The sequence below is a fragment of the Cryptosporangium aurantiacum genome, from assembly GCF_900143005.1.
Taxonomy (GTDB): Bacteria; Actinomycetota; Actinomycetes; order Mycobacteriales; family Cryptosporangiaceae; genus Cryptosporangium; species Cryptosporangium aurantiacum.
In genome coordinates this window covers 26,566-49,069 of the sequence record NZ_FRCS01000031.1, presented here as the reverse complement: position 1 = coordinate 49,069, position 22,504 = coordinate 26,566, and the positions used below count along the sequence as shown (strand labels likewise).

Below are 22,504 nucleotides of genomic sequence, written 5' to 3'. Positions count from 1 at the left end.
TCGACCGGCCGCGATCAGAACGGCCAGGTGGACGCTTCGAGCAGCGGAAGCATCCGGAAGGCAGCGTCCGAGAGCCCGCCGAACGTGTGCCGGTTGGCGACGCCGGACGGACCGTGCCCATACCGGTAGCCCGCGAGGTTCCAGGTGTAAACCGGCACGTTCGGCGGCACCACGCTGGTCGGCTCGGCGCCGTAACGGCCGCCCCACACCTGCTCGTCGGTGACGATCACGACCCGATCGTGCTTCCGGTAGTGCTTCCCCACCGCCGACGCCGTATTCGTGCCGCCCAGGTCGCCGAAGCGTTCCAGCATCCGGAGCACGGACGTGCCGCGCGGCAGCCGCACCTCGCGCGAGCGGGTACCGAACTCGACGAGCGTCGGATTCTCGGCCCGCACCGCCAGCGCGGATCCGAACAGCGCTGCCGCATCCGCACGGGTCAGCTCCGACCGGGCCGACATCCGGTCGAACATCGACCCGGACCGGTCGACGAGAACCAGCGTCCGCCCGGGCAGTGCAGGGACGTTCGCCAGGCTCGCTGCCAGCGCGGACTCGAGCGCCTTACCCCACCGCAGCGACGGTGCGGCCCGGTACGCGGACAGGAACCGCATCGGCAGCTGCCGGGACTTCGCGACCTGTGCGGGGTCGGCCAGCCGCGCAGCGACCTGAGCGGCGGCCTCGTCCGGGACGCCGGCCTCGTCGAAGTTCCGCAGGTTACGCAGGAGCGCCATGTAACCCATCGTCGGGATCAGCGACGTCCAGGCCGCGGCATCCATCGGGCCCTGCAGCCAGCCGGCGACCGACTCCCACGTCATCCCGGCCGCGCGCAGCCGCTCGGGGTCGAGTGCCGCGCGCCGCTCGTCGACCGGCAGTGCGGTCAGCTCGGCCCGCGCACGGAGCACGGACAGCTCGTCCGGGATCGCGTTCGGCCGGTTGTGGCGCCGGTCGATCGCGTACCGGAACAGCGCCCCTTGCCAGGACGCCCGAGGCGAGGGGTGAGCGAGTTCGAGGACGTCACCGAACCGGAAGCCGCGCGTGTCCGCGTCGTACTTGAGCAGCGACCGCTCGTCGTAGAGGCGAACCACCGCATCGGCGATGCCTCGCTTCACCGGCTTCGGGATCGACCGGCCGTACCGGGATGTCCAGTAGGCCAGCAGCTCACCCGGCTCGTCGGCACGCTGCAGCACCGAGGCGACAACCTGGCGGGTCATCCCCGGCTGCCGCCGCTGGACCCGCTCCGCAGCGAACGCGGCGGCGCCCACCAGCGACGCCGAGCGCATGTTGGCATCGCCGCGCAGCCACCGCAGGAAACGGGCCGTCCAGTCCGGGTCCGCGGTGGTCGCTGCGCGCACGAGCCGCTCATACCGGGCATCGCGCTTCGCGCCGGCCTCGTAGAACGTGTCCTCGCCGACCATGTTGGTCACGGCCAGCAGGAAGAGCTCCGACTTGACGTCGCGCGCGAATCCCGGGCCACCCTCGTAGGTGACGCCCGACGCGACCGTCTCGCCGACAATCGGCGAGTTGGCGGCGGGCCGCACGGTGTTGCGGTTGAACTTGGACATGGCTCGACCTCCATTTGTCGGAGGGAAGGCGAAACTACACGGCGGAGCCCGGCCGAGATCAAATCGCACAAGGTACGTGATGCTCTACCGAATTGAGCTACAGCGTCCGAAGGCGCCGACCGGATTCGAACCGATAACCATCCCATTTTTCGAGTGGAAGTAACCCTGTACTTCGCACCGGACGGGCACCGCCGTGTAGTTCGAGCCTCCCGAGATCAAAGATGACCGCGGCAGCGCGAGATTCGAACTCGCAGGCCCTGATGCGGGCCTTTTCACCAAAGAAGTAGCCGTGGTCTTCGCACCGGGAGGTGCGCCATTGAGAGTGCCCGGTGCGGGCGCACCGGGCAACTGAGTTAATCGGCGCCGAGCAGGCGCACGATGTCCGCGTCCGTCGTGGTCATCGCATCGAGAACGGCCGTGATCTGCCGTTCCTCGAAGCCGAAGTGGGAGTCCATGATCGCCTCGATTCCGTCGAGGTGTCTGAGCAGCTCGTCGGCGTCCGCGGTGGCCACGGCTCGTTCCAGGTCGGTGAGCAAGTACCCGAGCAACACGTGGTCCTCGTTCAACTTGGCGACGACCGGGGCGAGGCCGGGGTGTTCCGCCAGAATTCGGGGGAACAGTTCGCCGTCCTCCGCGCGATGGTGGCTGTTGAGGGCGGTACAGAACCCGAGGCAGAACAGCCCGAGTTCGGTGGAGAGTTTCTCGCGCGGTTCACCATCGGTGATCGACTCGCGGAGCCTGGTCATTCGCAGGCGGAGGGCCTGGTGCACAAGGTGGAGTTGGCGGCCCCAGGCTTGTGCGCGGTCCCGGGTCACCGCGTGGTCGGAGCGGTCCTCATGTCCGAGCTTCCTTTGGATCCGGCGCCTCCATGCCTAACGCTGACCGTTACCGGCACGCGACGCTGCCGGCGAGGCTATCACCCAGGCCCATCGAAGCGCATACAGACGCCTGATCCCGTCGGAGTTTGACGTAGAGTGGCGCGAGAGTGCACGTCCGACGCATGGAGGCGGCAGTGCTCCTGAGATTCGCGGTCTCGAACCACCGTTCGATCAACGAGCCCGTCGAGCTATCGATGGTCGCCGTCGACGACGATCGCGAAGCCGCCCGCCGGTTCGACCTGCTGAACGAGAGCGTGCTCACGGTAGCCGGAATCTACGGTCCGAACGCTTCCGGAAAGTCGAACGTCGTCGACGCGCTCGCCTGGCTCTCGGCCGCCGTCGGACGCTCCCTACGAGCGTGGGACGAGACAATTCCGCGCGAGCCGTTCAAATTCTCCAGCGCGGCCGGACTACCCACCACCTTCGAAGCCGAAATGATGGTCGACGGAGTCCGATACGCCTACCAGCTCGAACTGACCGACAAAGAGGTGACCACCGAAGCGCTCTACAGCTACCCGGAACGACGCCAGCGTCTCCTGTTCGAGCGAGAGGGTTTGAACATCCACTTCCGGCGCGGCCTCGGCTCCGCGCTATCGGGCGTCCGGGAACTGCTGACGCCGACGACGCTCGCACTCTCGGCGGCAATGCGATTCCGCGAGCCTGACGTGAGTCCGTTCGGCCACAAACTTGCCAACGTCGTTGTTCTCGGCACGCGTCCCCGAAGGCCTCGTACTGTTGATTGGTACGCGTACTCGTCGCCAGTGTTGTACCGCGCATCTGAGACCGAGCGCCTATTCGTCGAGAGTTCCGACCAGCGCGGCCGCACACAAGGCCTCGGCCTGCTGCGCTTCGCGGATCTGGGAATCGATGACGTCGAAGTGGTGGAAGAGGCCGTCGACGACGCCGTCGATGCCCCGATTCGTCGACAGATTCGACTGGTTCACCGGGTGGAAGACCAGAAAATCGCGTTCAACCTCTACGACGAATCCGAGGGCACACGGACGTGGTTCAGACTAATCGGGCCGGTGCTACGTGCGCTCAAAGCCGGGCGCACGATGCTCTTCGACGAGATCGACGCGAGCCTCCATCCGCGTCTCTCAGCGAAGCTCCTCGAACTCTTCCAAGACCCCAGGACGAACCCTTCGGGCGCCCAACTCGTGTTCACTAGCCACGACACGAGTTTACTGAACCATTTGAATCGTGATGAGGTATGGCTGACCGATAAAGGGATTCGCGGCGCAACCTCCTTGACTCCCCTCTCCGATTTCGGCGGCGACAAGGTTCGGCGCTCACTAAATCTCGAAAAGGCCTATCTGCAGGGGCGTTTCGGAGCCGTTCCGGAACTGGACCAGCAGGCGCTCAAGGCCTATCTCGGTGTCCAACCGCAGGATCCCGGATGACTACGAGGTCGCGGCGGCCGTCCAGCTCGCTGAAGCGGCGAACCGGCTTTCGTCGGCCGCGCAAGACCTTCGTCATCTACTGCGAAGGGCGCCGTACCGAGCCGGAGTACTTGGAGGAGCTCAAGCGGGATCCCGAGGTGCGGGATGCTGCCGCAGTCGACCTGCGAATCCAGTCCTCTGTCAAGAGTTCCACACCGTTAGCCCTGGTTCAGCTGGCCATCGAGGCGAAGGACCGGAACACGCGTGAGCAGGGCGAAGTGGACGAGTTCTGGTGCGTTTTCGACGTGGAATGGCCGCAGCACCATCCAGGCCTGATTCGCGCAGTCGAGACGGCTCAGCGCGCGGGAATCAGCCTGGCCATCTCGAACCCGTGCTTCGAGATTTGGCTGGTGTGGCACTTCCGTGACCACACGTCGTTCATCGACACCGCCGGCGCCAGTCGCTTGCGCCGAGCCTGCGACGGCCAGGACAACAAGGGAGTGTCGAGCGTCCACTACATGCCCCACAAACACGACGCGAGCCGGCGGGCCAAGTTGGTTGAGGAGCGGCATCGACAGAACGACGTCTCGTTCCCAAACGACAACCCGTCCTCCGGGATGCACCGCCTCGTCGACGCCGTCACGTCGAAGGGGACGTAAGGAGCCGGGCTACAGCTCGACGCCGAAGCACGCGAAAGCGGCCTCTAAGCGCCCGTTACGGCCCGAGAACCCGTCACCCGACGGCCCGGAGCCCCGGCTAGCCCGGAGCGGGGTGGGGCGGAGGGCGTGGGATTCGAACCCACGACACCGGTTCCCCGGTGTAGCAGTTTTCAAGACTGCCGCCATCGGCCACTAGGCGAGCCCTCCTCGGCCGCGCGTGGCGACCAGGCGCAAGTCTGTCATGCGCCCCTGTCCGATCGACGGCACCTCCGCCAAGTCGCACCTGCCCTGATGACAGATGTCATCCCCGACCCGTGCGGATGCCCCTGCGAGTGCTGACATCGCACACTGCAACCCGCCTAGTACCGGCTCCAGGGTGAAGCCATGACGACATCACCCGATACCGCAGCTGTCGAGGTCTCGGACCTGCGCCGCCGCTACCACGGCGGGTTCGAGGCGGTACGTGGCGTCTCGTTCACCGTCCGGCGCGGTGAGCTGGTCGCGCTACTGGGGACGAACGGCGCAGGCAAGACGTCGACGATGGAAGTGATCGAAGGGCTGGCGCGACCGAGCGGCGGCAGCGTCCGGGTGCTCGGCCGCGATCCGATCCGCGACCGCACCACCGTCCGGCCGGACGTCGGCATCATGCTGCAGTCCAGCGGCATGCCCGGTGACCTCACGGTGGCCGAGTCGCTGCAGCTGTGGGCCGGTACGTGCACCGCTCCGCGTCCGGTCGACGAGGCGATCGAGCTGGTCCGGCTCACCGAGAAGTCGGGCACCGCGGTCAAGCAGCTGTCCGGCGGCGAGCAGCGTCGGCTCGACCTCGCTCTGGCGGTCCTCGGGCGTCCCAAGGTGTTGTTCCTCGACGAGCCGACCACCGGTCTGGACCCGGAGAGCCGGCGGGCCACCTGGTCGCTCCTCGCGACGTTGCTGGCCGAGGGCACCTCGATGCTGCTGACGACCCACTACCTGGAGGAAGCCGAGCGTCTCGCCGACCGGCTGGTGATCCTGCACGAAGGCCTGGTGGTCGCGGCCGGGACCGTGGACGACGTCGTCGCGGCCCACCCGGCGCAGATCCGGTACCACGGTTTACGGCCGCCCACGCTCGTGGGCAACGAGACGGTGACCGTCGAGGGCGATCGAGTCACGATTCTCACCCGCTCGCTGCAGGGCAGCCTCACCGCGCTGCTGGCCTGGGCCGCCGCGTCGCAGATCGAGTTGGCGCACCTGGCGGCGACGCCCGCCACGTTGGAGACCGCGTTCCTCGCGCTGAGCGCAGAGCGGAACGGCCGGCTACAGAGCGAGATTCGAGACGAGGTGACGGTGTGATGATCCAGCGGTTGAGCGCGCTCGCGCGGGCGGAGATGGTCCTCCTGCGACGCAACAAGGTGATGCTGTTCAACGCGGTGCTGTTCCCGGTCGGACTGATCGGGCTGCTGGTGGCGAGTCAGAACGAGGCGACGGATCCCGACGCGCAGGCGATGCTGATCGGGTCGTTCATCGCGATGACGCTGCTGATCGTCGTCTACTTCAACCTGCTCTGCGCCTACGTCGCTCGGCGGGAGGAGCGGGTGCTGGTCCGGCTCCGCGCCGGCGAGTGCCGGGACGGGGAGATCCTCACCGGCACCGCGATCCCGACCGTCGTCATCGCGCTCGGGCAGGTCGCGATCCTGGTGCTCGCCGGGCTCGCCGCGCTCGATCTGCCGGTGCCCGCGCAGCCGGTCGTGCTCCTCGGCGCGGTGCTGCTCGGCTGCCTGACGTTCGTCGGGCTGGCGTTGCTGACCACGCTGATCACCCGCAACGTGGAGGCCGCCCAGGTGACGTCGTTGCCGCTGATCGCGGTCTGCGCGATCGCGTCCGGTGTCTTCGGCCGGCCGGATTTCCTGCCCGAGCTGCTCATGCGGGTGATGCCGATGACGCCGATGGTCGAACTGACCCAGCTCGGCTGGCTGGGGACGATCCCGGGCGAGGCGGAGACCGGGGTGCTGGAGGCGCTCCCGCTGCCGCTCGCCGTCGGGCTCGCGTGGGCGGCCGTCGGGATCCTCGCGGCACGGCGTTGGTTCCGCTGGCAGGCACGGGCATGACCGGGCCGCTCACCAGGACGGCAACAAGAGCCGGATGGGAGACTGCCAGCGTGTGGGCAACGCCGGAGCGCTGGTGGCGCCGCGTGTGGGCGGGCCGGGACAGCGTCTCCCGCGTCGACTACTACACGCGAGGGACGCTCTACGTCATCCAGGCGAGCGAGTTACTCGTCCTGACGCTCTATCTCGACGGCCCGCGTACCTGGGCGACGAGCGTCGGCATCGCGCTGACGCTGCTGCACACCGGGCTCTGCCTGACCACCCTGCACACCACGATCACCGCCTCGGTGCGGGAGACCGGCATACCGCGACGGCTGCTGGGAGCGGCGACCGCGTTCACGGTCGCGCTGGGCCTGCTGGCGCTGCTCGTCCCCGCCCTGCTGCCGCCGGTCGCGCCGGGCCCGAGCGGCCGTCCCGAGGTCGATCCGGCGGTTCCCACCATCGGCGCGCTGGCCGTGCTCCTGATCGCCGCAGCCAGCCCGGTGATCCGCAGCAGCCTGGTGGGCTTGCTCGGGGGGCTCGCCGGGACGCTGGTCGGCCTGGTGGGGATCGGGCGGGGGCTGGATTCCTCGGACACCGTCAAGCTCGGCACGACGACCGCGCTGATGGCGATCACGCTCGGCTTGGGCTACCAGCTATCGATCTGGATCCTCCGGGTCATCGGCGATCTGGCCGAAGCGCAGCAGACCCGGGCGGCGCTCGCGGTGGCGGAGGAGCGGCTGCGCTTCTCCCGTGACCTGCACGACGTCCTGGGCAGCCAGCTCTCGGCGATCGCGGTGAAGAGCGAACTGGTCGCCGAACTCGCCCGGCGCGGGCTGCCCAGCGTCGTCGACCAGGCCGGTGAGGTGCGCCAACTCGCGCACGGGGCGTTGCGCGAGGTCCGGGAGGTCGTGTCCGGGTACCGGCGCGCGGACCTCGCGACCGAGCTGGCGGGCTCCGCTTCGTTGCTGCGGGCGGCAGGCGTCGAGTGTGAACCGACCTCGGACGGCGTCCCGCTGGACCGCGCGGCCCAGGAGGCGCTGGCGTGGGTGGTGCGGGAAGCCGCGACCAACGTCTTGCGGCACAGCGAGGCCACCCGGTGCGACGTCGTCCTGCGCGCCGACGCCCGGCGGGCGGTGCTCACCGTGACGAACGACGGCGCCCGCGCCGCCGAGAGCACCGACGGCAACGGGCTGGCGGGACTGCGTGAGCGGCTGGCCGCCCGGGGTGGCTCACTTCGCGTCCGCAGCCTGCCGCCGGATAGCTTCACGCTGGTCGCCGAGGTACCGCTGGGAGGCGAACGATGATTCGTGTGCTGCTCGCCGACGACGAGCACCTGGTGCGGACGGCGTTGGCGACGCTGCTCGATCTGGACGAGGAACTCGAGGTGGCAGCGCAGGCGGCGACCGGTCCGGAAGCGGTCGCGATGGCGATGCTGCACCAGCCGGACGTCGCCGTTCTCGACCTTCAGATGCCGGTCCTGGACGGGATCGCAGTGGCCACCGCACTCCAGCGCGACCTCCCCACCTGCCGCACGGTCATCCTTACCAGCCACGGCCGGCCCGGTTACCTGAAGCGCGCGCTGGAGGTCGGCGTCCGCGGCTTCCTCCCCAAGACGACGTCCGGCCCGGTACTGGCGACCGTGATCCGCTCCGTGCACGGCGGTGGCCGTTACGTCGATCCGGAGCTCGCCGCCGACGCGATCACCGCGGGCGACAGCCCGCTCACCCCGCGGGAGGCCGACGTCCTGGAACTCGCCGCGGGCGGGGCTCCGGTCGAGGAGATCGCGCAGCGCGCCTCGCTCTCACCGGGCACGGTCCGGAACTATCTCTCGTCCGCCGCGGGCAAGCTCGGTGCGACGAACCGGCACGAGGCCGTCGCGACGGCCCGCCGTCTCGGGTGGATCTGAGTCCACTTCGGAGGGCCTGAACCGATCCGGTCGACGAATCGTAGGAACGGACAAGGATTCGTGTTTGAGGATCGTCCGTAAACGGCATGAATACTGCACGAGTTCATCGCCGTACTGGGAGCGAGGTGTTCGACGATGTCCCCTTCACATCTCACCGTTTACTACTCCGACGGGTCGGATGCTTCCTTCGATGACGTGACCTATCGCGTCGCCGACGACTACCTCTACGTGGAGCCGTCGAGCGGCGCCGCCCCCACCCCGATCGAGCTTTTCTCGGTCTACAGCTGGGTCGCGCGCACCGCACCGAGCATCACCGCCACGGCGGCCTGAGTTCACTCCTCCAAAAGGACCCCACCGGCTTTGCCGATGGGGTCCTTGCTGTTTCCCGGCGGCACGACCTTACTCGCGAGTAGGATTCGGCCCGTCGGCCGGCGAGGGGAGTAGGGACGTGCGAGCAAAGCGGACGGCGGTCCTGGTGGGTGCAGCGGCGGTGGCGGGCGCGGCGTACTACGTCCGCCGTCAAGCGCAGGTGGACGCCGAAGCGCTCACCGATCCTCGCCTGGACGCGATGGCGCCGGTGTCGCCGCGGGCAGAACGAACCGTCCGCTCCACCGACGGCACCGCGATCCACGTCGCCGAGTACGGCCCCACCGACGCGCCGACCGTCGTGCTCGCCCACGGCTGGACGTGCGCGATCGGTTTCTACACCAACCAGATCCGTGCGCTCTCCCGCGACCTGCACGTCGTCGCCTACGACCTGCGCGGCCACGGTGGCAGCGCCGTGCCGGGCAAGGGGCAGTTCACCACCGACGCGCTCGCCGACGACCTCGCAGCGGTGCTCGAGGCCACCGTCCCGGACGGCCGGAAGGCGGTCGTCGTCGGGCACAGCATGGGCGCGATGAGCATCGTGGCACTGGCCGCAAAGCACCGCGGGCTGCTGCACCGGAAGGTGGCCGCAGCGATGCTGGCGAACACCGGCGTCACCGACCTGGTCACCGGCTCGCTGCTCCAGCCGGGCCCGGACGGCTTACGCCGCCTCACCGCCCCGGTCGGACGCAAACTGCTCGCCTCCTCGCTGCCGCTGGGACGGCGTCCCACGGCGGCTTCGATGGCGTTGATGCGATACATCGGGCTGGCGCCGAGCGCGACGCCGGAGCAGGTCGCGTTCTGCGCCCACGTCGTCATGGAGACCCCGCGCCACGTCCGGGGCGGGTTCGGGGCCACGCTGGCGTCGCTCGACCTGCGGACCGCGGTGCCGCACCTCGACGTGCCTGCCACCGTCGTCACCGGCACGCTCGACCGGCTCACCCCGGCTCGGCACGGACGGCGCCTCGCCGAGGACCTGCCGCAGGCACGGCTGGTAGAGATCGAGGGCGTCGGTCACATGACGCCGGTCGAGGCGCCGGACGTCCTCGAGCGGGAGATCCGCTCCCTCGTGGACGCCCACCTCACCGCAGCGGCCTGAATCAGGGGTTGGTCGGGTCCGGCGGCACGCTCGTCTCCACCGGTGGGCAGGTCACCTGGACCTCGGCCGGAGCAGCCTTGACGCCGTTCGGGGTGGTGACCGAGAGCGTGAACGTCAAGGTGCCGGTCGCGGGCTTGGCCTGGACGAACGGATAGGTCTTGGTGATCGTGTCCGGCGATGCCTTCGTGGCACCGGCGCCGGTCAGGCTGTCTCCGCCGACCTGACCGACCGTCCACGCGACCCGAGCCGGGTTCGACACGGCGATCGTCACCGTGACCGACACTTCGAGCGGCGCCGTGCAGTCCTTGGGCTTGAGTTCGGCCGGGGCCGCGACTGAAGCGTCGGTGACCTTGCCTTCGGGCGGCGGTGCGCTGGACGTGGTGGGGCCGGACGTCGTCGGGGTCGGGCGGGGCGCATCGTCGCTCGGCACGGGCTTCGCACCGTTGCTGGTCGCCGTCGCCGGGCCGGGCGTCGGCTGCGTGGAGGGCTCGTCGTCGAGCGACACGCCGTCGACCGTCGAACCGGCGCGGTTGGCCCTCTCGGTCCGCTCCTGGGTGACGACGAGGTTGGCGATGACGCCCGCACCCAGCGCCAGGACGATGATCGTCAGCACGCCGAGCGCTCGTCTCCAGCGCTGCCCGGCAGGCGGCGACGAGGACGGGGACGGCGGCCGGAACGTGGGCGGCTGACCGCCCGACGCGCCACCCGACACCGCACCCGGCGCCCACGCAAGCTCCCGCGCGCCACCACCCGCGCCGCCGGACACCGGCGTTCCGTACACCGACCCACCGGAGACGGGCCCACCCGAGACCGGCCCACCGGAAACCCCAGCACCCGAGACGGGACCACCCGAAACCCCGGCGCCGGAGACCGGGCCACCGTGAACACCACCGCCGGAGACCGGGCCACCGTAGACGCCGGCACCCGAGACCGGCGGCCCGGAAGCCAACCCACCGCCGGAGATCGGCGCACCCGACACCGGCGCACCGGAGACCGGACGACCGTAGACCGTGCCACCCGAGATCGGCGCCGACCCGGAGACCGGCCGCGGGATCTCCCCGGAGTCGCGCCTGTTCCTCTCACCCGACTGCCACGCCAGCGGACGTAACTGCGTCGGCGCCTGACCGGCGAACACCGCCGTGCTGTTCTCGGACGGCGGATCGCCCTGCGGCAGACCCGGCACCGGGGCGGAGCCGCGCCGCACCTGCGTCGGCCCGGCTTTGTCGTCGGTGTCGACGCGGCCGGGCGGCGGCGGCACGAACTCACCGGCTCGGGTCGCCGCGTCCTCGTCGTCCTCGTTGTCGGCGATGGCCTTCAGCAGCGCGCGGGCCTTGTCCCGGTCGAACCGGTCGCCAGGGTCCTTCTCCAGCAGGCCGTCGATCACCGCGGTGAGGCGCGACCCGGCCAGCTTCGGGCGCGGATGGGGCTGCGTCGCGCTGGCGAACAGCCCGACGATCGTCTCCTTGGCCGTGAACGGCCCGATTCCCTCGGCCGCGAAGAACAGCGTCGCCCCGAGCGCGAACAGGTCGCCGGCCGGCGTCGTCTCGCCGGTCATCAACCGCTCCGGCGCGATGTACCCCGGCGACCCGAGCAGCGCACCGGTCTTGGTGAGCGTCTCGGTGCCGAACACCGACGCGATCGAGAAGTCGGTCAGCTGCGCGACGCCGTCCTTCTGGATCAGGACGTTGTGGGGCTTCACGTCGCGGTGGATGACGTCGGCCGCGTGCGCCGCGCCCAGCGCGTCGAGCAACTGCATGCCGATCAGCGCGACGACCTGGTCGGTGAGCGGCCCGTCGGCGGCGACGGTCTGGTCGAGCGACCGGCCCTCGACGAAGCGCATGATGATGAACGGCTGCTCGTCGTTGATGATGACGTCGTGCACCGGCACGATGTTCGGGTGGTCGAGCCGCCCGGCGCTCCGGGCCTCCAGCAGCGCGCGCTTGGTCAGGCTCGTGCGCTCCTCGGCGGTCATCGTCGAGGGGAAACGGACCTCCTTGACCGCGACGGTGCGGCCGAGACGCAGATCGAAGGCACGCCAGACCACACCCATGCCACCCGAACCGACTACTTCGTCCAGGCGGTACCGGTCGTGGACTGTCCTCTGCTCAGCCATTCCTCCGCCATCTGTCGTCCCGCACGACGGTAGCTGCACTGTGCACACAGCTCCGACGGTCAAATCGGATACCGGACAGGCCGCACGGGAGACACTATTTCACCGGTACGACAAAGCGTCCGGCAGCACGATCGGGTCAACCGACGCAGACAACGCGGATCTGGGCGGGAACCGGCGAATAGCGGGTCGGAGACTCCACGATCGCCTGCACAGCGTACGTCCCGCTCCCCTGGCTGAATTCCAATCCGACCTGGTCAGAGGTGTCGAACGTGCGCTCGGCGTCGGAGACCGAACCACCGCCGCCCGCCACCTCGCTGTCGCCGGGCGCCAGCGAGATCGTGTACCGGACGTCGGTCGGAGCGTCACTCACCGCAACCGAGAGGTCGACCGTGAACGGCACCGGCCCGGCGCAGGACCCGAGGTAGCTCGTCGGCGAGACCGAGAGCTCCGCCGCGGTCACCCGGCCGACCGGTTCCGGTGACGCGCTCGGCGAGGGTGCCGCCGACTTCGATGCGGACGCCGGGGGGGTCGGCGTCGGCGTCGTGGACTTGCTGGCCGACGGCGACGGCGAGCCGACCGCCGGTGAGGCGGACTGGTCCGGGCCGCTCGGCGCTGGTGCGGCTAGCGACGCGGTCGCCGCCACGCGCCCATCGTCCTTGCCGCCGCCCGATTGCAGCACGACGGCCGCGAGGACGACGGCCGCGCACACGGCGACGGCCAACCCAGCGATGATCGTCCGGATCCGTCGACCGCTCGGTGGGGCGGCGTGGCTGGCTACTGCGCTGCGCGGCGGCGTGCTCGGCTCGTCGTCCGCCTCGGTTTTCTGTAGTTCTTCGGTCGGAGCGTCATCGACGACCGGCTCCGGAGCATGCGCGACCGCGACCAGCGCGGCCCGTGTCCGGGCCAGATCCGGACGCGCGGCGGGGTCCTTGTCGAGCAGCACGTCGAGCAACGGGGCCAGCGCGCCCGCCCGCCGAGGCGCCGGGTGCGGGGCCGTCGCGGTCGCGAGCAGCGCGGCCAGCGGGTCGGTGCGGTCGAACGGGCCGGAGCCCTCCACCGCGCAGAACAGCGTCGCGCCGAGGCCGAACAGGTCGGCCTCGGGGCCGGTCGGGTGGCCGTTGAGCCGTTCTGGGGCGATGTAACCGGGCGAGCCGAGCGCACCGCTGCCGGCCGACATCGTGCCGCGGAACGAGTCGGTGGCGATCGAGAAGTCGGTGAGCAGCACTTCGCCGTCGTCGGTGAGCAGCACGTTCGACGGTTTCACATCGCGGTGGACGACCCCGCCGCGGTGAGCGGCCGCGAGCGCATCGACCAGCGCGATTCCGATCTGCGCGGCGCGGGCCGGGCTCACCGGCCCCTCGGCCCGCACCGACTCACCCAGCGAACGGCCCTCGACCAACCGCATCACCAGGCAGGGCAGCCCGTGATCGGCGACGACGTCGTGCACCGCGACGATGTTCGGATGGGCGACACGAGCGGCGTGCCGTGCCTCCGACATCGCCCGTCGAGTGAGCACCGTCCGCTGGTCGTCGGTGGCCGTCGCCGGGAGGTTGACCTCTTTGACCGCGACCGGACGCCGTAACCGGGTGTCGAAACCGCGCCAGACCGTTCCCATCGCGCCGGTGCCGACGACGTCCTCGATCCGGTAGCGCCCACCAACCATCCGCGCCGGGGCACGCCCCGGCGCTCGCGTTGGTTCAGTTACCTCACGCACCACCAGTCACCGTAGCGGGGATACCGGACGTAGCCCAACGCAGCGTCGCATTCAGGGCTGGCACCATGAACTCGTGACGACGATCTCCGAGGGTGTTGACGCTGGTCGGCTCGAGCGGCGGTTGCGCGCTGAAATCGCCGGCGACGTCGCGTTCGACGCCGGTGCCCGCGCGCTCTACTCCGCCGACGCGTCCAACCACCGGCGGGTACCCGCGGGCGTCGTACTGCCGCGAAACGTCGACGACGTGCTGGCCACGCTCGCGATCTGCCGCGAGGACGGCGTCCCGGTCACGATGCGCGGCGGCGGGACGACGATCGCGGGCAACGCGATCGGTCCCGGGGTCGTCCTGGACACCTCCCGCTACCTCAACCGGATCCTCGACGTCGACATCGCCGGGCGCGCGGCGGTCGTCGAGCCAGGCCTGGTACTCGACGTGCTGCGCCGCCGGATCGCGCCGGACGGCCTCGACTTCGGCCCCGATCCCTCGACGCACAGCCGCTGCACGATCGGCGGCATGCTCGGCAACGACGCGTGCGGCTCGCACTCGATCGCCTGGGGAACGACGTCGGACAACACCGACGCGCTGGACGTCGTCCTCGCCGACGGGACACGGCTGAACCTCGGCCCGACCAAGAAGGACGAGTGGGCCCGGCTGGCGTCGCAGCCCACCCGCGAAGGCCGCCTGTACGCGGACCTCAAGAACCTCGTCGACGGCAACCTCGCGCTGATCCGCACCACGTTCGGCCGGTTCAGCAGGCAGATCTCCGGTTACCCGCTGCACCGCCTGCTGCCGGAGCAACACGGCCACCTGGCCAGGGCCCTGGTCGGTACCGAGGGAACGTGCGCGGTCGTGCTCGGCGCGACCCTGCACCTCAACCGGGCTCCGCGCCACCGCGCGCTCGTCGTCCTCGGTTACGCGGACGCGATCGCCGCGGCGGCGGCCGCGCCCGCCATCATCCCGTTGAAGCCGCTGACCATCGAAGGCATCGACCAGGCGCTGGTCGACGCGCTCCTGATGCGCGGCCGCAAGCCGGCGCCGCTGCCGACCGGCCATGCCTGGCTGCTGGTCGAGGTCGGCGGCGACTCACCAGCCGAGGCCGCGGACGCCGCCGCGAAGCTGGCGAAGGCCGCCCCTGGCGCTCCCCGGGTCGTCACCGACGCAGCTGAAATGCGCTCGTTCTGGCGCATCCGCGAGGAGGGCGCCGGCCTGGCCACCCGGATGGCCGACGGCTCCGAGGCGTGGCCGGGCTGGGAGGACTCCGCGGTCCCGCCGGAGCGGCTCGCCGACTACCTGCGGGAGTTCGCCGATCTCACCGACGAGTACGGCTACCAGGGCGTCACCTACGGTCACTTCGGCGAGGGCTGTGTCCACGTCCGACTCGACTTCGACCTGGTCTCGGTGACCGGGCGGGACCGCTACCAGTCGTTCCTGCACCGCGCCGCGCAGCTCATCCTCAAGCACGGCGGCTCGCCGTCCGGCGAGCACGGCGACGGCATCGCGCGCTCGGCGCTGCTGGCCGACGTCTACAGCCCCGAGGCCGTTTCGCTGATGGGAGAGTTCAAGCGCGCTCTTGATCCGCAGAAGGCGCTGAACCCGGGGGTGATCGTCGATCCGCCTGCCGTCAACGAGATGATCCGGATCGCTTACACCCCCAAGCTGCTGCCGGTGAACGGCTTCTCCTACGCGGAGGACGGCGGCGAGTTCGACCGGGCGGTGCGCCGCTGCGTCGGCGTCGGCAAGTGCCGCAACGACCACACGCCCGGCGGCGTGATGTGCCCGAGTTACCAGGCGACCGGCGACGAGAAGCACTCCACCCGCGGCCGGTCGCGGCTGCTGCTGGAGATGCTGCGCGGTGAGGTGATCACCGACGGGTGGCAGTCCGACGAGGTCGCGGAGGCGCTCGACGGCTGCTTCTCGTGCAAGGGCTGTCTGACCGACTGCCCGGTCAACGTGGACATGGCCACGTACAAATCGGAGTTCCTCTACCAGCGGTACAAGGGAAAGCTCCGGCCCGCGGTGCACTACGCGATGGGCTTCCTGCCGGTCGCTCTGCGCGGCGCGGCGCTGGCGCCGAAGCTCGCGAACGCGATCACCGCGTACCAGCCGGCCGCCACGCTGATGAAAAAGGTCGCGGGCATCGCGCAGGAGCGGTCGGTGCCGCGGTTCGCGACCGGCGGGACGTTCAAGCAGCGTCTCCGGCGCAAGTTCGGCGGAAAGACCCGCAGCGCCGCCGAGCCCGGCCGGAAAGAGGTGCTGCTCTGGCCGGACACGTTCACCCAGTTCTTCGACCCGCAGATCGGCGAGGCCGCGGTCGAGGTGCTGGCCGCAGCCGGGTTCGTCGTCCGGGTGCCGAAGGGCGAGCTGTGCTGCGGCCTGACCTGGGTCTCCACCGGCCAGCTCGACGTCGCCCGCGCGGTCGCTCGTCGCACGTTGGACGCGCTCGAACCGCACCTGGACGCCGACATCCCGATCGTCGGGCTCGAGCCCAGCTGCCTGGCCAACTTCAAACACGACCTGCCCGCGCTGCTGCCCGACGACCCTCGGGCGAAGAAACTCGCGTCGCTGTCGATCACGTTGGCCGGTCTGCTGGAACGGGATGCGCCCGACTGGACGCCCCCGCAGACCGATCGGCCCGCGATCACTCAGATCCACTGTCACCAGCACGCCGTGCTCGGCGACAAAGCGGATCGGTCGCTCGCGGCGCAGGCAGGCGTGGACCTGACCGTGCTGGACTCCGGGTGCTGCGGTGTGGCGGGCAACTTCGGGTTCGAGGCCGGTCACTACGAGATGGCGCAGGCGGCCGGTGAACGGGTCCTGCTGCCTGCGGTGCGGGCCGCGAGTCCGGAGACGATCGTCCTCGCGGACGGCTTCAGCTGTCGCACGCAGATTCGGCAGAACACCGAACGTGACGCGCACCACCTCGCGGAGGTCCTAGCCGGACGACTACGCCGCGCGAGGCAGGAAAGTGGCGAATAGGTCGATTAGGCCTTGCGTGAGGCGGCTCACGTTACCGTCGGCTAACGGATATCGACCTGACACCTCGTTCCGCGCGGTGGCATAGTCGAGGCCGATTGTCGGCTATCGCGGAGGTTTCCCGTGCCCGGGCGTTGGGCCAGCTACGTGGCGATCGGTGACAGTTTTACCGAGGGAATGGACGATCCGTACGGCGACGGCACGTTCCGGGGATGGGCGGATCTCGTCGCGGGCTGCCTGGCCAAGGAGAGCGCGGGGTTCCGCTACGCGAACCTCGCGGTGCGCGGCCGGCTGCTACCTGCGGTGGTGGACGCCCAGGTCCCGCTGGCCGCGGCGATGCGTCCCGACCTGGTGTCGTTCTCCGCGGGCGGCAACGACTCGCTGCGGCGTCGGTTCGACCCGGTGCGGATGACCGAGTCCTTCGAGGGTGCGGTCGACCGTCTGACGTCGAGCGGCGCGTCGGTCGTGCTGTTCACCCCGGCGGACGTCACGGTGAACTACCCGGCGGCGCAGCGCTACCTCACGCCGCGCATCGAGTTCTTCATCGAGCTCGTCCAGCGCGTGGCCAAGGAGTACGACACGTACCTCGTCGACCTGTGGGCGGACCAGGGTTTCCGCGACCGGCGGCTGTGGAGCATCGATCGGCTGCACCTCAACGCCGGGGGCCACCGCCGGGTCGCACACCACGTCCTGTCGGTGCTGGGCGTCGAGTGTGATCCGGACTGGCGGGCCGCGCTACCCGCGGCCCGCCCCGATCGGTGGTTCACCGCGCGCCGCGCCGACCTGCAGTGGGCGCGCGTTCACCTGGCGCCCTGGATCGGACGCCGCCTGACCGGGCGCTCCAGCGGAGATACGATCACCGCCAAGCGCCCGGACCTGGCCGAACTCAGTCAGCGCGCCTCCGAGCTGCGCTAGCCTCCGGGCGCTCCAGCGGCACTGAGCCACCTGCACCGCCAAGCGCCCGGACCTGGCCGAACTCAGTCAGCGCGCCTCCGAGCTGCGCTGATCAGTCGTCCTCCTCGCCGAGGCCGAGGTCGCATTCGCCCGGCTCGTGTTCCGGCCGGGTCGGCGGTTCGAGACCGTAGCGGTCGAGCAGGTCGTTCACCCGGTCGATGGCCGCATCCGGATCCGGCAGTTCGAGCAGCAGCGAGGCGAACGGCTCGTTCGAATCCGCCCGGACCAGGTGCAACACCAGGTCCGGCTCGATGCCCACGTCCGGGCAGTGCAGCGGCTCGTAACCGACCGCTACCCGGGCGTCCAGATCGACGACCAGGCTCGCGGGCACGTCGGTGCCGTGGATCCGGGAGAGGGCCGACCGCAGGTCGTCCCAGAGCTCCACGGAGGTGGCCCACCGCTCGTCGTCGGAGGGTGTGAACCGCAGCACGCCCGCGTCGGACGCGAACGCGACGGTCACGAGGTCTTCGCGCTCTTCCCAGGCTTCTCCGTCGAGAGCCGGGCGCACGGCAGCTTCGAAGCAGGCCAGCCGGTCGACACCGGCCAGCCGTAGTTGGTCGACCAGTTGATCAATGCTCTCGACGACGGCATCCTGCCAGTCCAAGGCAGCTCGCTCGGCCGCAGCTCTGGCGGCCGTACGGCGAGCCCGCGCCTTTTCCAGCACGTCCATCCCCGCCTCCACTGACTCTGAGGTACCAGCCGGTCGGGCGCTCGCCGGGGACGACGACGACCAGCCTTACCCCGATCCTCTCACCTTCCTCCGACGAGTCAGCCCGGCGACATGGCACTCGACCTTTATCACGACGCCCCGTTGCCGATAGGGACCGAAGTAGGACCAGTTCCGGGAGGTCGGGTGGCAGCGTCATGGGTGAACGTCGGGTGCTCCGCCGACACCGACTCACGGATCGCCGCCGCGGGGGCAGCGCGTGCCGCGCTCCGCGCTGACGACCCGAAGCTGATCGTCGTCTTCTTCTCGCTCACCCACGATCCGGCTGAGGTCTTGGCCGGTGTTCGCTCGGTCGCCGACGCCGTGCCGCTGATGGGCTGCCCGACCGGCGGCGAGATCGTCGGCGACTGGGCGGGTGACGGCTCGGTCGTCGTGATGGCTCTCGGCGGTCCCGGCATCGCGGTCCAGACCGCGGCCATCGCCGGATTCGGTCCGGACTCCGACGCGTTGCGCGACGTCGGCGCGCAGGTGGTCGCGCCGCTGGCCGACCTCGAGGGCGGCGAACACCGGCTGGTTCTGCTGCTGACCGACGGTCAGGGCGGCAACCAACAGGATCTCCTCCGTGGCGCGTACGGCGCGCTCGGCGCCGGTGTTCCGCTGGTGGGCGGGTGCGGCGCGACGATCTCACTCGGGTCCACGATCACCGCCCCGCTTCTCCACAGCGACCAGCTGCTCTGGGGCAACAGCGTGGTCGCCGCGTCGATCGCCTGCGACAACCCGTTCGGCATCGGCGTCCGGCACGGCTGGGAGCGGACCGGAGAGACCGTCGAGGTGACCTCCAGCGTCCGCAACCGGGTGCTGCAGCTGGACAACCGTCCCGCGCTCGACCACTACCTGGAGCGTCTCGACGCGCCGGCTGCGTGCTGGACCGACGAGGGTGCGTTCCAGCGCTTCTCGTTGCGGCACCCGCTGGGCATCCGGCGGCCCAGCGGTGAGGAGATGCGGGTGGTGGCATGGCCGGACTACGTCGAGCGATCGATCTCCTCGGCCGCCGATGTGCCGGAGGACAGCGTCGCCTGGCTGATGCGTGGCGACCCCGACTCGCTGCTGGCCGCCACCGACCAGGCGTGCGAGGAGGCGATCGCCGCGCTCGGCGACCGGCCGCTCGCCGGCCTGCTCGTGTTCGACTGCATCGGCAGGCGTCAGGTGTTCGCACCCGAAGGCACCAGCGACGTCACGCGCATGGCCAAGTACGCAGGCACCGCGCCGCTCGCCGGCTTTTACAGCCACGGGGAGATCGCGCGGAAGCGCGGCGCCGTCGGGTTCCACAATCAGGCTCTCGTCGTCCTGGCGCTCAGTTGAGCGCATCCGGAGGATCCAGCTGGGCCGCCCAGCAACTACCGGAGTACCTCGCGGTGGTCTCCTCCCGGCCGGACGTCGCCGCTGCCGCGGGTGTGGCCGCGGAGTGGGCGGCCGAGCTGATGGAGGCCGAGGTCGGCGCCGTCGTGCTCGGCGACGCGCTGGAGGCGCAGATCGGGTTCCCCCGCGGCGCCGCGCCGGCGGCCGAGCTGACCGCGGCCGCGACCGAACGGCACCCGGTCGTGCACGTCCCCGGCCTGGGCCCGTGCCACAGCGCCTCGGTCGGCCTGGGTGCCGACACTGCCGGCCACCTGCTGGTGGCCCGGTGCGAACGGCCGTTCGGCGCGGAGGAACTGAGCCTGCTGCGCGGCATGGGCCGCATCCTCGGCCTGCAACTGCGCCAGATCCGGACGCTCGGCAGCGAACGAAAGTTGCGCCAGGAGTACGAGGGCCTGGTGCACACGCTGCAGCGACGCCAGCGGCTGCTGGAGGAGTTCGGCCGGGTCCAGCGGGCGATAACCACCCGCGCGCCGCTGCAGGTGATCCTGGACGCGATCACCACGGGCGCCAGAGCCCTGTTCGAGAAGGACATGGTGTCGCTGCGGCTGGTGGACTCGGAGGATCCGCGGTGGATGCTGCTGGCCTCGCATAGCGGCATGCCGACCTGGTACGTGACCGGCGCCTGGCGGATGCCGGTCACCGAGGGCGGCTTCCAACGGGTGCTGACGACCGGCGAGATCCTGGTGGCCGACCGGGAGCGGATCGGCCAGTACACGCGCGCGCCTCGGATCGTCGACGCCGTCCAGGCCGCGATGATCGCACCGGTCAGCGAGGACGGCGCCCGGGTCGGCTGCCTGCTGGTGGCCTCGTTCGACGCCGACCGCGTCTACGACGAGTCGGACGCCGAGATGCTGCAGGGTTTCGCCGACCACGTCAGCATGGCGCTCACCGACGCCAGGGGCGTCCAGGCGCTGCACCAGGCGCACCACGACGCGCTGACCGGCCTACCGAACCGCACGCTGCTGAAGGAGCGGCTGCGTCACGCGCTCCGGCGGGGGCCCTGCGGTTTGCTGTTCGTCGACCTCGACCGGTTCAAGCTGGTCAACGACAGCCTCGGCCACGAAGCCGGTGACCAGCTGCTGGTGGAGACCGCCGCCCGGCTCCGCGAGGTCGCCGGGCCGGACAACACGGTGGCGCGATACGGCGGTGACGAGTTCGTCGTCCTCGTCGACCGGGTGGTGTCGGACGTGTCCGAGGTGACCGAACTCGCGGAGCGGATGCTCGCGGCGGTGCTGCCGCCGTTCGTCCTGGCGGGGCGGGAGTGCTCGGTCGGGGCGAGCATCGGCGTGACCGTCGCCGGTGCGGTCGGTTCGCAGGAGCCGCCGACCGCCGACGAGGTTCTGCGCGACGCCGACGTCGCGATGTACCGGGCGAAGCAGCACGGCCGCGGATGCGTCGAGGTATTCCACCCGGAGATGCACGCGGTGCTGATGGAGCGGCTGGATCTGGAGGCCGACCTGCGTCGGGCCGTGGACCAGCGCGAGTTGTTCCTGGTCTACCAGCCGATCGTCGAGCTGGAGACGGCACGGGTGGTGAGCTTCGAGGCGCTGGCGCGGTGGAACCACCCGACGCGTGGCGTCCTGTTCCCGGCGTCGTTCATCCCGCTGGCCGAGGAGACCGGCCTGATCGCCTCGATCGGGCGGTGGGTGGTCCGGGAGGCGGTCGCGGCCGCGCGCCGATGGGACGAGTCGCTTCCCGGGCCGCGGCTGGGGATCAGCGTCAACATGGCGGCGTCCCACCTGCGGTTGCCCGGAGCCGTCGACGAGATCGCGAGCGTGCTCGCCGCAGCCGGCCTCGAACCGACCCGGCTGACGATCGAGGTCACCGAGAACGAGCTGGTACGCGAGCACGACGAGGCCGCCGACGCGCTCTACGCGCTGCGGGAGCTGGGGGTCTCGGTCGCGGTCGACGACTTCGGCACCGGGTTCTCGTCGCTGCGGTACCTGCGCCAGCTCCCGGTCGACTGCGTGAAGATCGATCGGTCGTTCCTGGTCGACGTCGACACGTCACCGGAGGGCCTGGCGTTCGTCCGGTCGATCGTCGGGCTGGGGACGGCGCTCAGCCTGCACACGGTGGCCGAGGGCATCGAACGTCCGACGCAGTTGGCTGAGCTGCGCCGGATGGGCTGCCGGTACGGCCAGGGCTACGCGCTGGCGAAGCCGCTCAACGAGCCCGAGGTGGTGCCCTGGCTCTCGGCGGGCACCCCGGTCGTCGCGGTCAGCTGATCGAGACCCCGACCCCGCCGCGGGTGTGGGCGCCGAAGCGGTCGATCTCGGCGCTCAGGTCCAGGCGGTGGATCTCGTTTCGCTTGGACCTGATCTCGTCGGTCAGGAGCTGGGCAGGGACCAGCCAGGACACCTCGAACTCGAGCCCGTCCGGGTCCTTCGCGTAGAGCGCCTTGGTCGTCGAGTGATCACTCGACCCCACCAGCGCACCGAGCTCGATCAGGCGCGCCTCGATCCGCTGCAGTTCGGCGAGCGTGTCGACCTCCCACGCCAGGTGGTACAGCCCCACCGTGGTGCGGCCCGCCGCAGACGGCCCGGCCTCCGCGCCGATCTGGAACAGGCCGAGGTCGTGGTCGTTCGTCGAACCGTCGGCCCGTAAGAACGCCGCCCCGGCGAACACGTCGCCGCCCTCGATGACGTCGAACCCGAGCGCGTCGCGGTAGAACGCCACGCTGCGGGCGACGTCACGCACGTAGAGCACGGCGTGGTTCAGACGTTGGATCGGCATGGGGGCCTCCGACTCGATCGG

18 protein-coding genes and 2 tRNA genes are annotated in these 22,504 nt (G+C 70.3%); 12 read left to right on the top strand and 8 right to left on the bottom strand.

The genetic code is table 11. The annotated features are described in order from the left end of the window. Positions 1-14 precede the first annotated feature (14 nt). The 3 genes from BUB75_RS42690 to BUB75_RS42685 all read right to left on the bottom strand — a co-directional run bounded on the left by BUB75_RS42690 (position 15) and on the right by BUB75_RS42685 (position 2,329). Positions 15-1,559 carry a TROVE domain-containing protein gene (locus tag BUB75_RS42690; protein WP_073266379.1) on the bottom strand — a complete coding sequence of 515 codons (1,545 nt, stop codon included), beginning with the start codon at positions 1,557-1,559 and terminating at the stop codon, positions 15-17. 110 nt (positions 1,560-1,669) lie between these two features. After that, positions 1,670-1,749: transfer RNA gene (locus tag BUB75_RS46875), tRNA-OTHER, on the bottom strand. 163 nt (positions 1,750-1,912) lie between these two features. Beyond that, positions 1,913-2,329, bottom strand: coding sequence for a hemerythrin domain-containing protein (locus tag BUB75_RS42685; protein ID WP_281248463.1), 417 nt, complete (start codon positions 2,327-2,329; stop codon positions 1,913-1,915). A gap of 230 nt (positions 2,330-2,559) precedes the next feature. On the opposite strand from BUB75_RS42685, the gene BUB75_RS42680 reads away from it, so the two are divergent. Both BUB75_RS42680 and BUB75_RS42675 read left to right on the top strand, forming a co-directional pair. Continuing rightward, the gene (locus BUB75_RS42680) at positions 2,560-3,837 is read left to right on the top strand and encodes an AAA family ATPase (RefSeq protein WP_218618116.1); all 1,278 of its coding nucleotides are present in this window, start codon (positions 2,560-2,562) and stop codon (positions 3,835-3,837) included. Next, positions 3,834-4,475 carry an RloB family protein gene (locus tag BUB75_RS42675; RefSeq protein WP_073266375.1) on the top strand — a complete coding sequence of 214 codons (642 nt, stop codon included), beginning with the start codon at positions 3,834-3,836 and terminating at the stop codon, positions 4,473-4,475. Before BUB75_RS42680 ends, BUB75_RS42675 begins: the two co-directional genes overlap by 4 nt. A gap of 118 nt (positions 4,476-4,593) precedes the next feature. On the opposite strand, the gene BUB75_RS42670 is transcribed toward BUB75_RS42675, so the two are convergent. Next, positions 4,594-4,682: transfer RNA gene (locus BUB75_RS42670), tRNA-Ser, on the bottom strand. Between the two features lie 177 nt (positions 4,683-4,859). Here BUB75_RS42670 and BUB75_RS42665 point away from each other — a divergent pair. The 6 genes from BUB75_RS42665 (at position 4,860) to BUB75_RS42645 (ending at position 9,909) form a co-directional block, all read left to right on the top strand. Further along, complete coding sequence (locus tag BUB75_RS42665) at positions 4,860-5,804, top strand: ABC transporter ATP-binding protein (protein WP_073266373.1); 945 nt, start codon at positions 4,860-4,862, stop codon at positions 5,802-5,804. Beyond that, positions 5,804-6,559, top strand: a complete 756-nt coding sequence (locus BUB75_RS42660; RefSeq protein WP_073266371.1) for an ABC transporter permease — start codon at positions 5,804-5,806, stop codon at positions 6,557-6,559. The genes BUB75_RS42665 and BUB75_RS42660 overlap by 1 nt, the downstream gene beginning before the upstream one ends. Positions 6,560-6,609: 50 nt before the next feature. Next, positions 6,610-7,842, top strand: coding sequence for a sensor histidine kinase (locus BUB75_RS47475; RefSeq protein ID WP_073266369.1), 1,233 nt, complete (start codon positions 6,610-6,612; stop codon positions 7,840-7,842). Continuing rightward, positions 7,839-8,444, top strand: a complete 606-nt coding sequence (locus tag BUB75_RS42650) for a response regulator transcription factor (protein ID WP_073266367.1) — start codon at positions 7,839-7,841, stop codon at positions 8,442-8,444. Before BUB75_RS47475 ends, BUB75_RS42650 begins: the two co-directional genes overlap by 4 nt. 135 nt (positions 8,445-8,579) lie before the next feature. Further along, entirely contained in the window at positions 8,580-8,774 is a 195-nt protein-coding gene (locus BUB75_RS45945) for a hypothetical protein (protein WP_143175785.1), read from the top strand. A 118-nt stretch (positions 8,775-8,892) separates the two neighbouring features. After that, the gene (locus BUB75_RS42645) at positions 8,893-9,909 is read left to right on the top strand and encodes an alpha/beta fold hydrolase (protein WP_073266365.1); all 1,017 of its coding nucleotides are present in this window, start codon (positions 8,893-8,895) and stop codon (positions 9,907-9,909) included. Position 9,910: 1 nt separating this feature from the next. Here BUB75_RS42645 and BUB75_RS42640 read toward each other — a convergent pair whose 3' ends face one another. Next, positions 9,911-12,022, bottom strand: a complete 2,112-nt coding sequence (locus tag BUB75_RS42640) for a serine/threonine-protein kinase (RefSeq protein WP_073266364.1) — start codon at positions 12,020-12,022, stop codon at positions 9,911-9,913. 136 nt (positions 12,023-12,158) lie between these two features. Next, complete coding sequence (locus BUB75_RS42635) at positions 12,159-13,736, bottom strand: serine/threonine-protein kinase (RefSeq protein WP_143175784.1); 1,578 nt, start codon at positions 13,734-13,736, stop codon at positions 12,159-12,161. 73 nt (positions 13,737-13,809) lie between these two features. Here BUB75_RS42635 and BUB75_RS42630 point away from each other — a divergent pair, with 73 nt between their 5' ends. Next, positions 13,810-16,713: an FAD-binding and (Fe-S)-binding domain-containing protein gene (locus tag BUB75_RS42630; protein ID WP_073266360.1), complete on the top strand. Its 2,904-nt coding sequence runs from the start codon at positions 13,810-13,812 to the stop codon at positions 16,711-16,713. Positions 16,714-16,833: 120 nt separating this feature from the next. Further along, on the top strand, positions 16,834-17,625 hold the full coding sequence (locus tag BUB75_RS42625; RefSeq protein ID WP_218618115.1) for an SGNH/GDSL hydrolase family protein: 792 nt from the start codon (positions 16,834-16,836) through the stop codon (positions 17,623-17,625). A 91-nt stretch (positions 17,626-17,716) separates the two neighbouring features. Here BUB75_RS42625 and BUB75_RS42620 read toward each other — a convergent pair whose 3' ends face one another. Continuing rightward, the gene (locus BUB75_RS42620; protein ID WP_143175783.1) at positions 17,717-18,334 is read right to left on the bottom strand and encodes a hypothetical protein; all 618 of its coding nucleotides are present in this window, start codon (positions 18,332-18,334) and stop codon (positions 17,717-17,719) included. Between the two features lie 183 nt (positions 18,335-18,517). On the opposite strand from BUB75_RS42620, the gene BUB75_RS42615 reads away from it, so the two are divergent. Together BUB75_RS42615 and BUB75_RS42610 are read left to right on the top strand one after the other, a co-directional pair. After that, positions 18,518-19,693, top strand: coding sequence for an FIST signal transduction protein (locus BUB75_RS42615; RefSeq protein ID WP_178380126.1), 1,176 nt, complete (start codon positions 18,518-18,520; stop codon positions 19,691-19,693). Beyond that, the gene (locus tag BUB75_RS42610) at positions 19,690-21,975 is read left to right on the top strand and encodes a putative bifunctional diguanylate cyclase/phosphodiesterase (RefSeq protein WP_073266352.1); all 2,286 of its coding nucleotides are present in this window, start codon (positions 19,690-19,692) and stop codon (positions 21,973-21,975) included. The genes BUB75_RS42615 and BUB75_RS42610 overlap by 4 nt, the downstream gene beginning before the upstream one ends. On the opposite strand, the gene BUB75_RS42605 is transcribed toward BUB75_RS42610, so the two are convergent. Beyond that, complete coding sequence (locus BUB75_RS42605) at positions 21,968-22,483, bottom strand: VOC family protein (RefSeq protein WP_073266350.1); 516 nt, start codon at positions 22,481-22,483, stop codon at positions 21,968-21,970. The genes BUB75_RS42610 and BUB75_RS42605 overlap by 8 nt on opposite strands. Positions 22,484-22,504: the final 21 nt, after the last annotated feature.

What these genes read in the sequence shown, in the direction of transcription:
- BUB75_RS42665 (WP_073266373.1), top strand. Translation starts at nt 4,860, where the DNA reads ATGACGACATCACCCGATACCGCAGCTGTCGAGGTCTCGGACCTGCGC.
- BUB75_RS42640 (WP_073266364.1), bottom strand. Translation starts at nt 12,022, where the DNA reads ATGGCTGAGCAGAGGACAGTCCACGACCGGTACCGCCTGGACGAAGTA.
- BUB75_RS42680 (WP_218618116.1), top strand. Translation starts at nt 2,560, where the DNA reads ATGGAGGCGGCAGTGCTCCTGAGATTCGCGGTCTCGAACCACCGTTCG.
- BUB75_RS42620 (WP_143175783.1), bottom strand. Translation starts at nt 18,334, where the DNA reads ATGGACGTGCTGGAAAAGGCGCGGGCTCGCCGTACGGCCGCCAGAGCT.
- BUB75_RS42605 (WP_073266350.1), bottom strand. Translation starts at nt 22,483, where the DNA reads ATGCCGATCCAACGTCTGAACCACGCCGTGCTCTACGTGCGTGACGTC.
- BUB75_RS42690 (WP_073266379.1), bottom strand. Translation starts at nt 1,559, where the DNA reads ATGTCCAAGTTCAACCGCAACACCGTGCGGCCCGCCGCCAACTCGCCG.
- BUB75_RS42650 (WP_073266367.1), top strand. Translation starts at nt 7,839, where the DNA reads ATGATTCGTGTGCTGCTCGCCGACGACGAGCACCTGGTGCGGACGGCG.
- BUB75_RS42675 (WP_073266375.1), top strand. Translation starts at nt 3,834, where the DNA reads ATGACTACGAGGTCGCGGCGGCCGTCCAGCTCGCTGAAGCGGCGAACC.
- BUB75_RS45945 (WP_143175785.1), top strand. Translation starts at nt 8,580, where the DNA reads ATGTCCCCTTCACATCTCACCGTTTACTACTCCGACGGGTCGGATGCT.
- BUB75_RS42660 (WP_073266371.1), top strand. Translation starts at nt 5,804, where the DNA reads ATGATCCAGCGGTTGAGCGCGCTCGCGCGGGCGGAGATGGTCCTCCTG.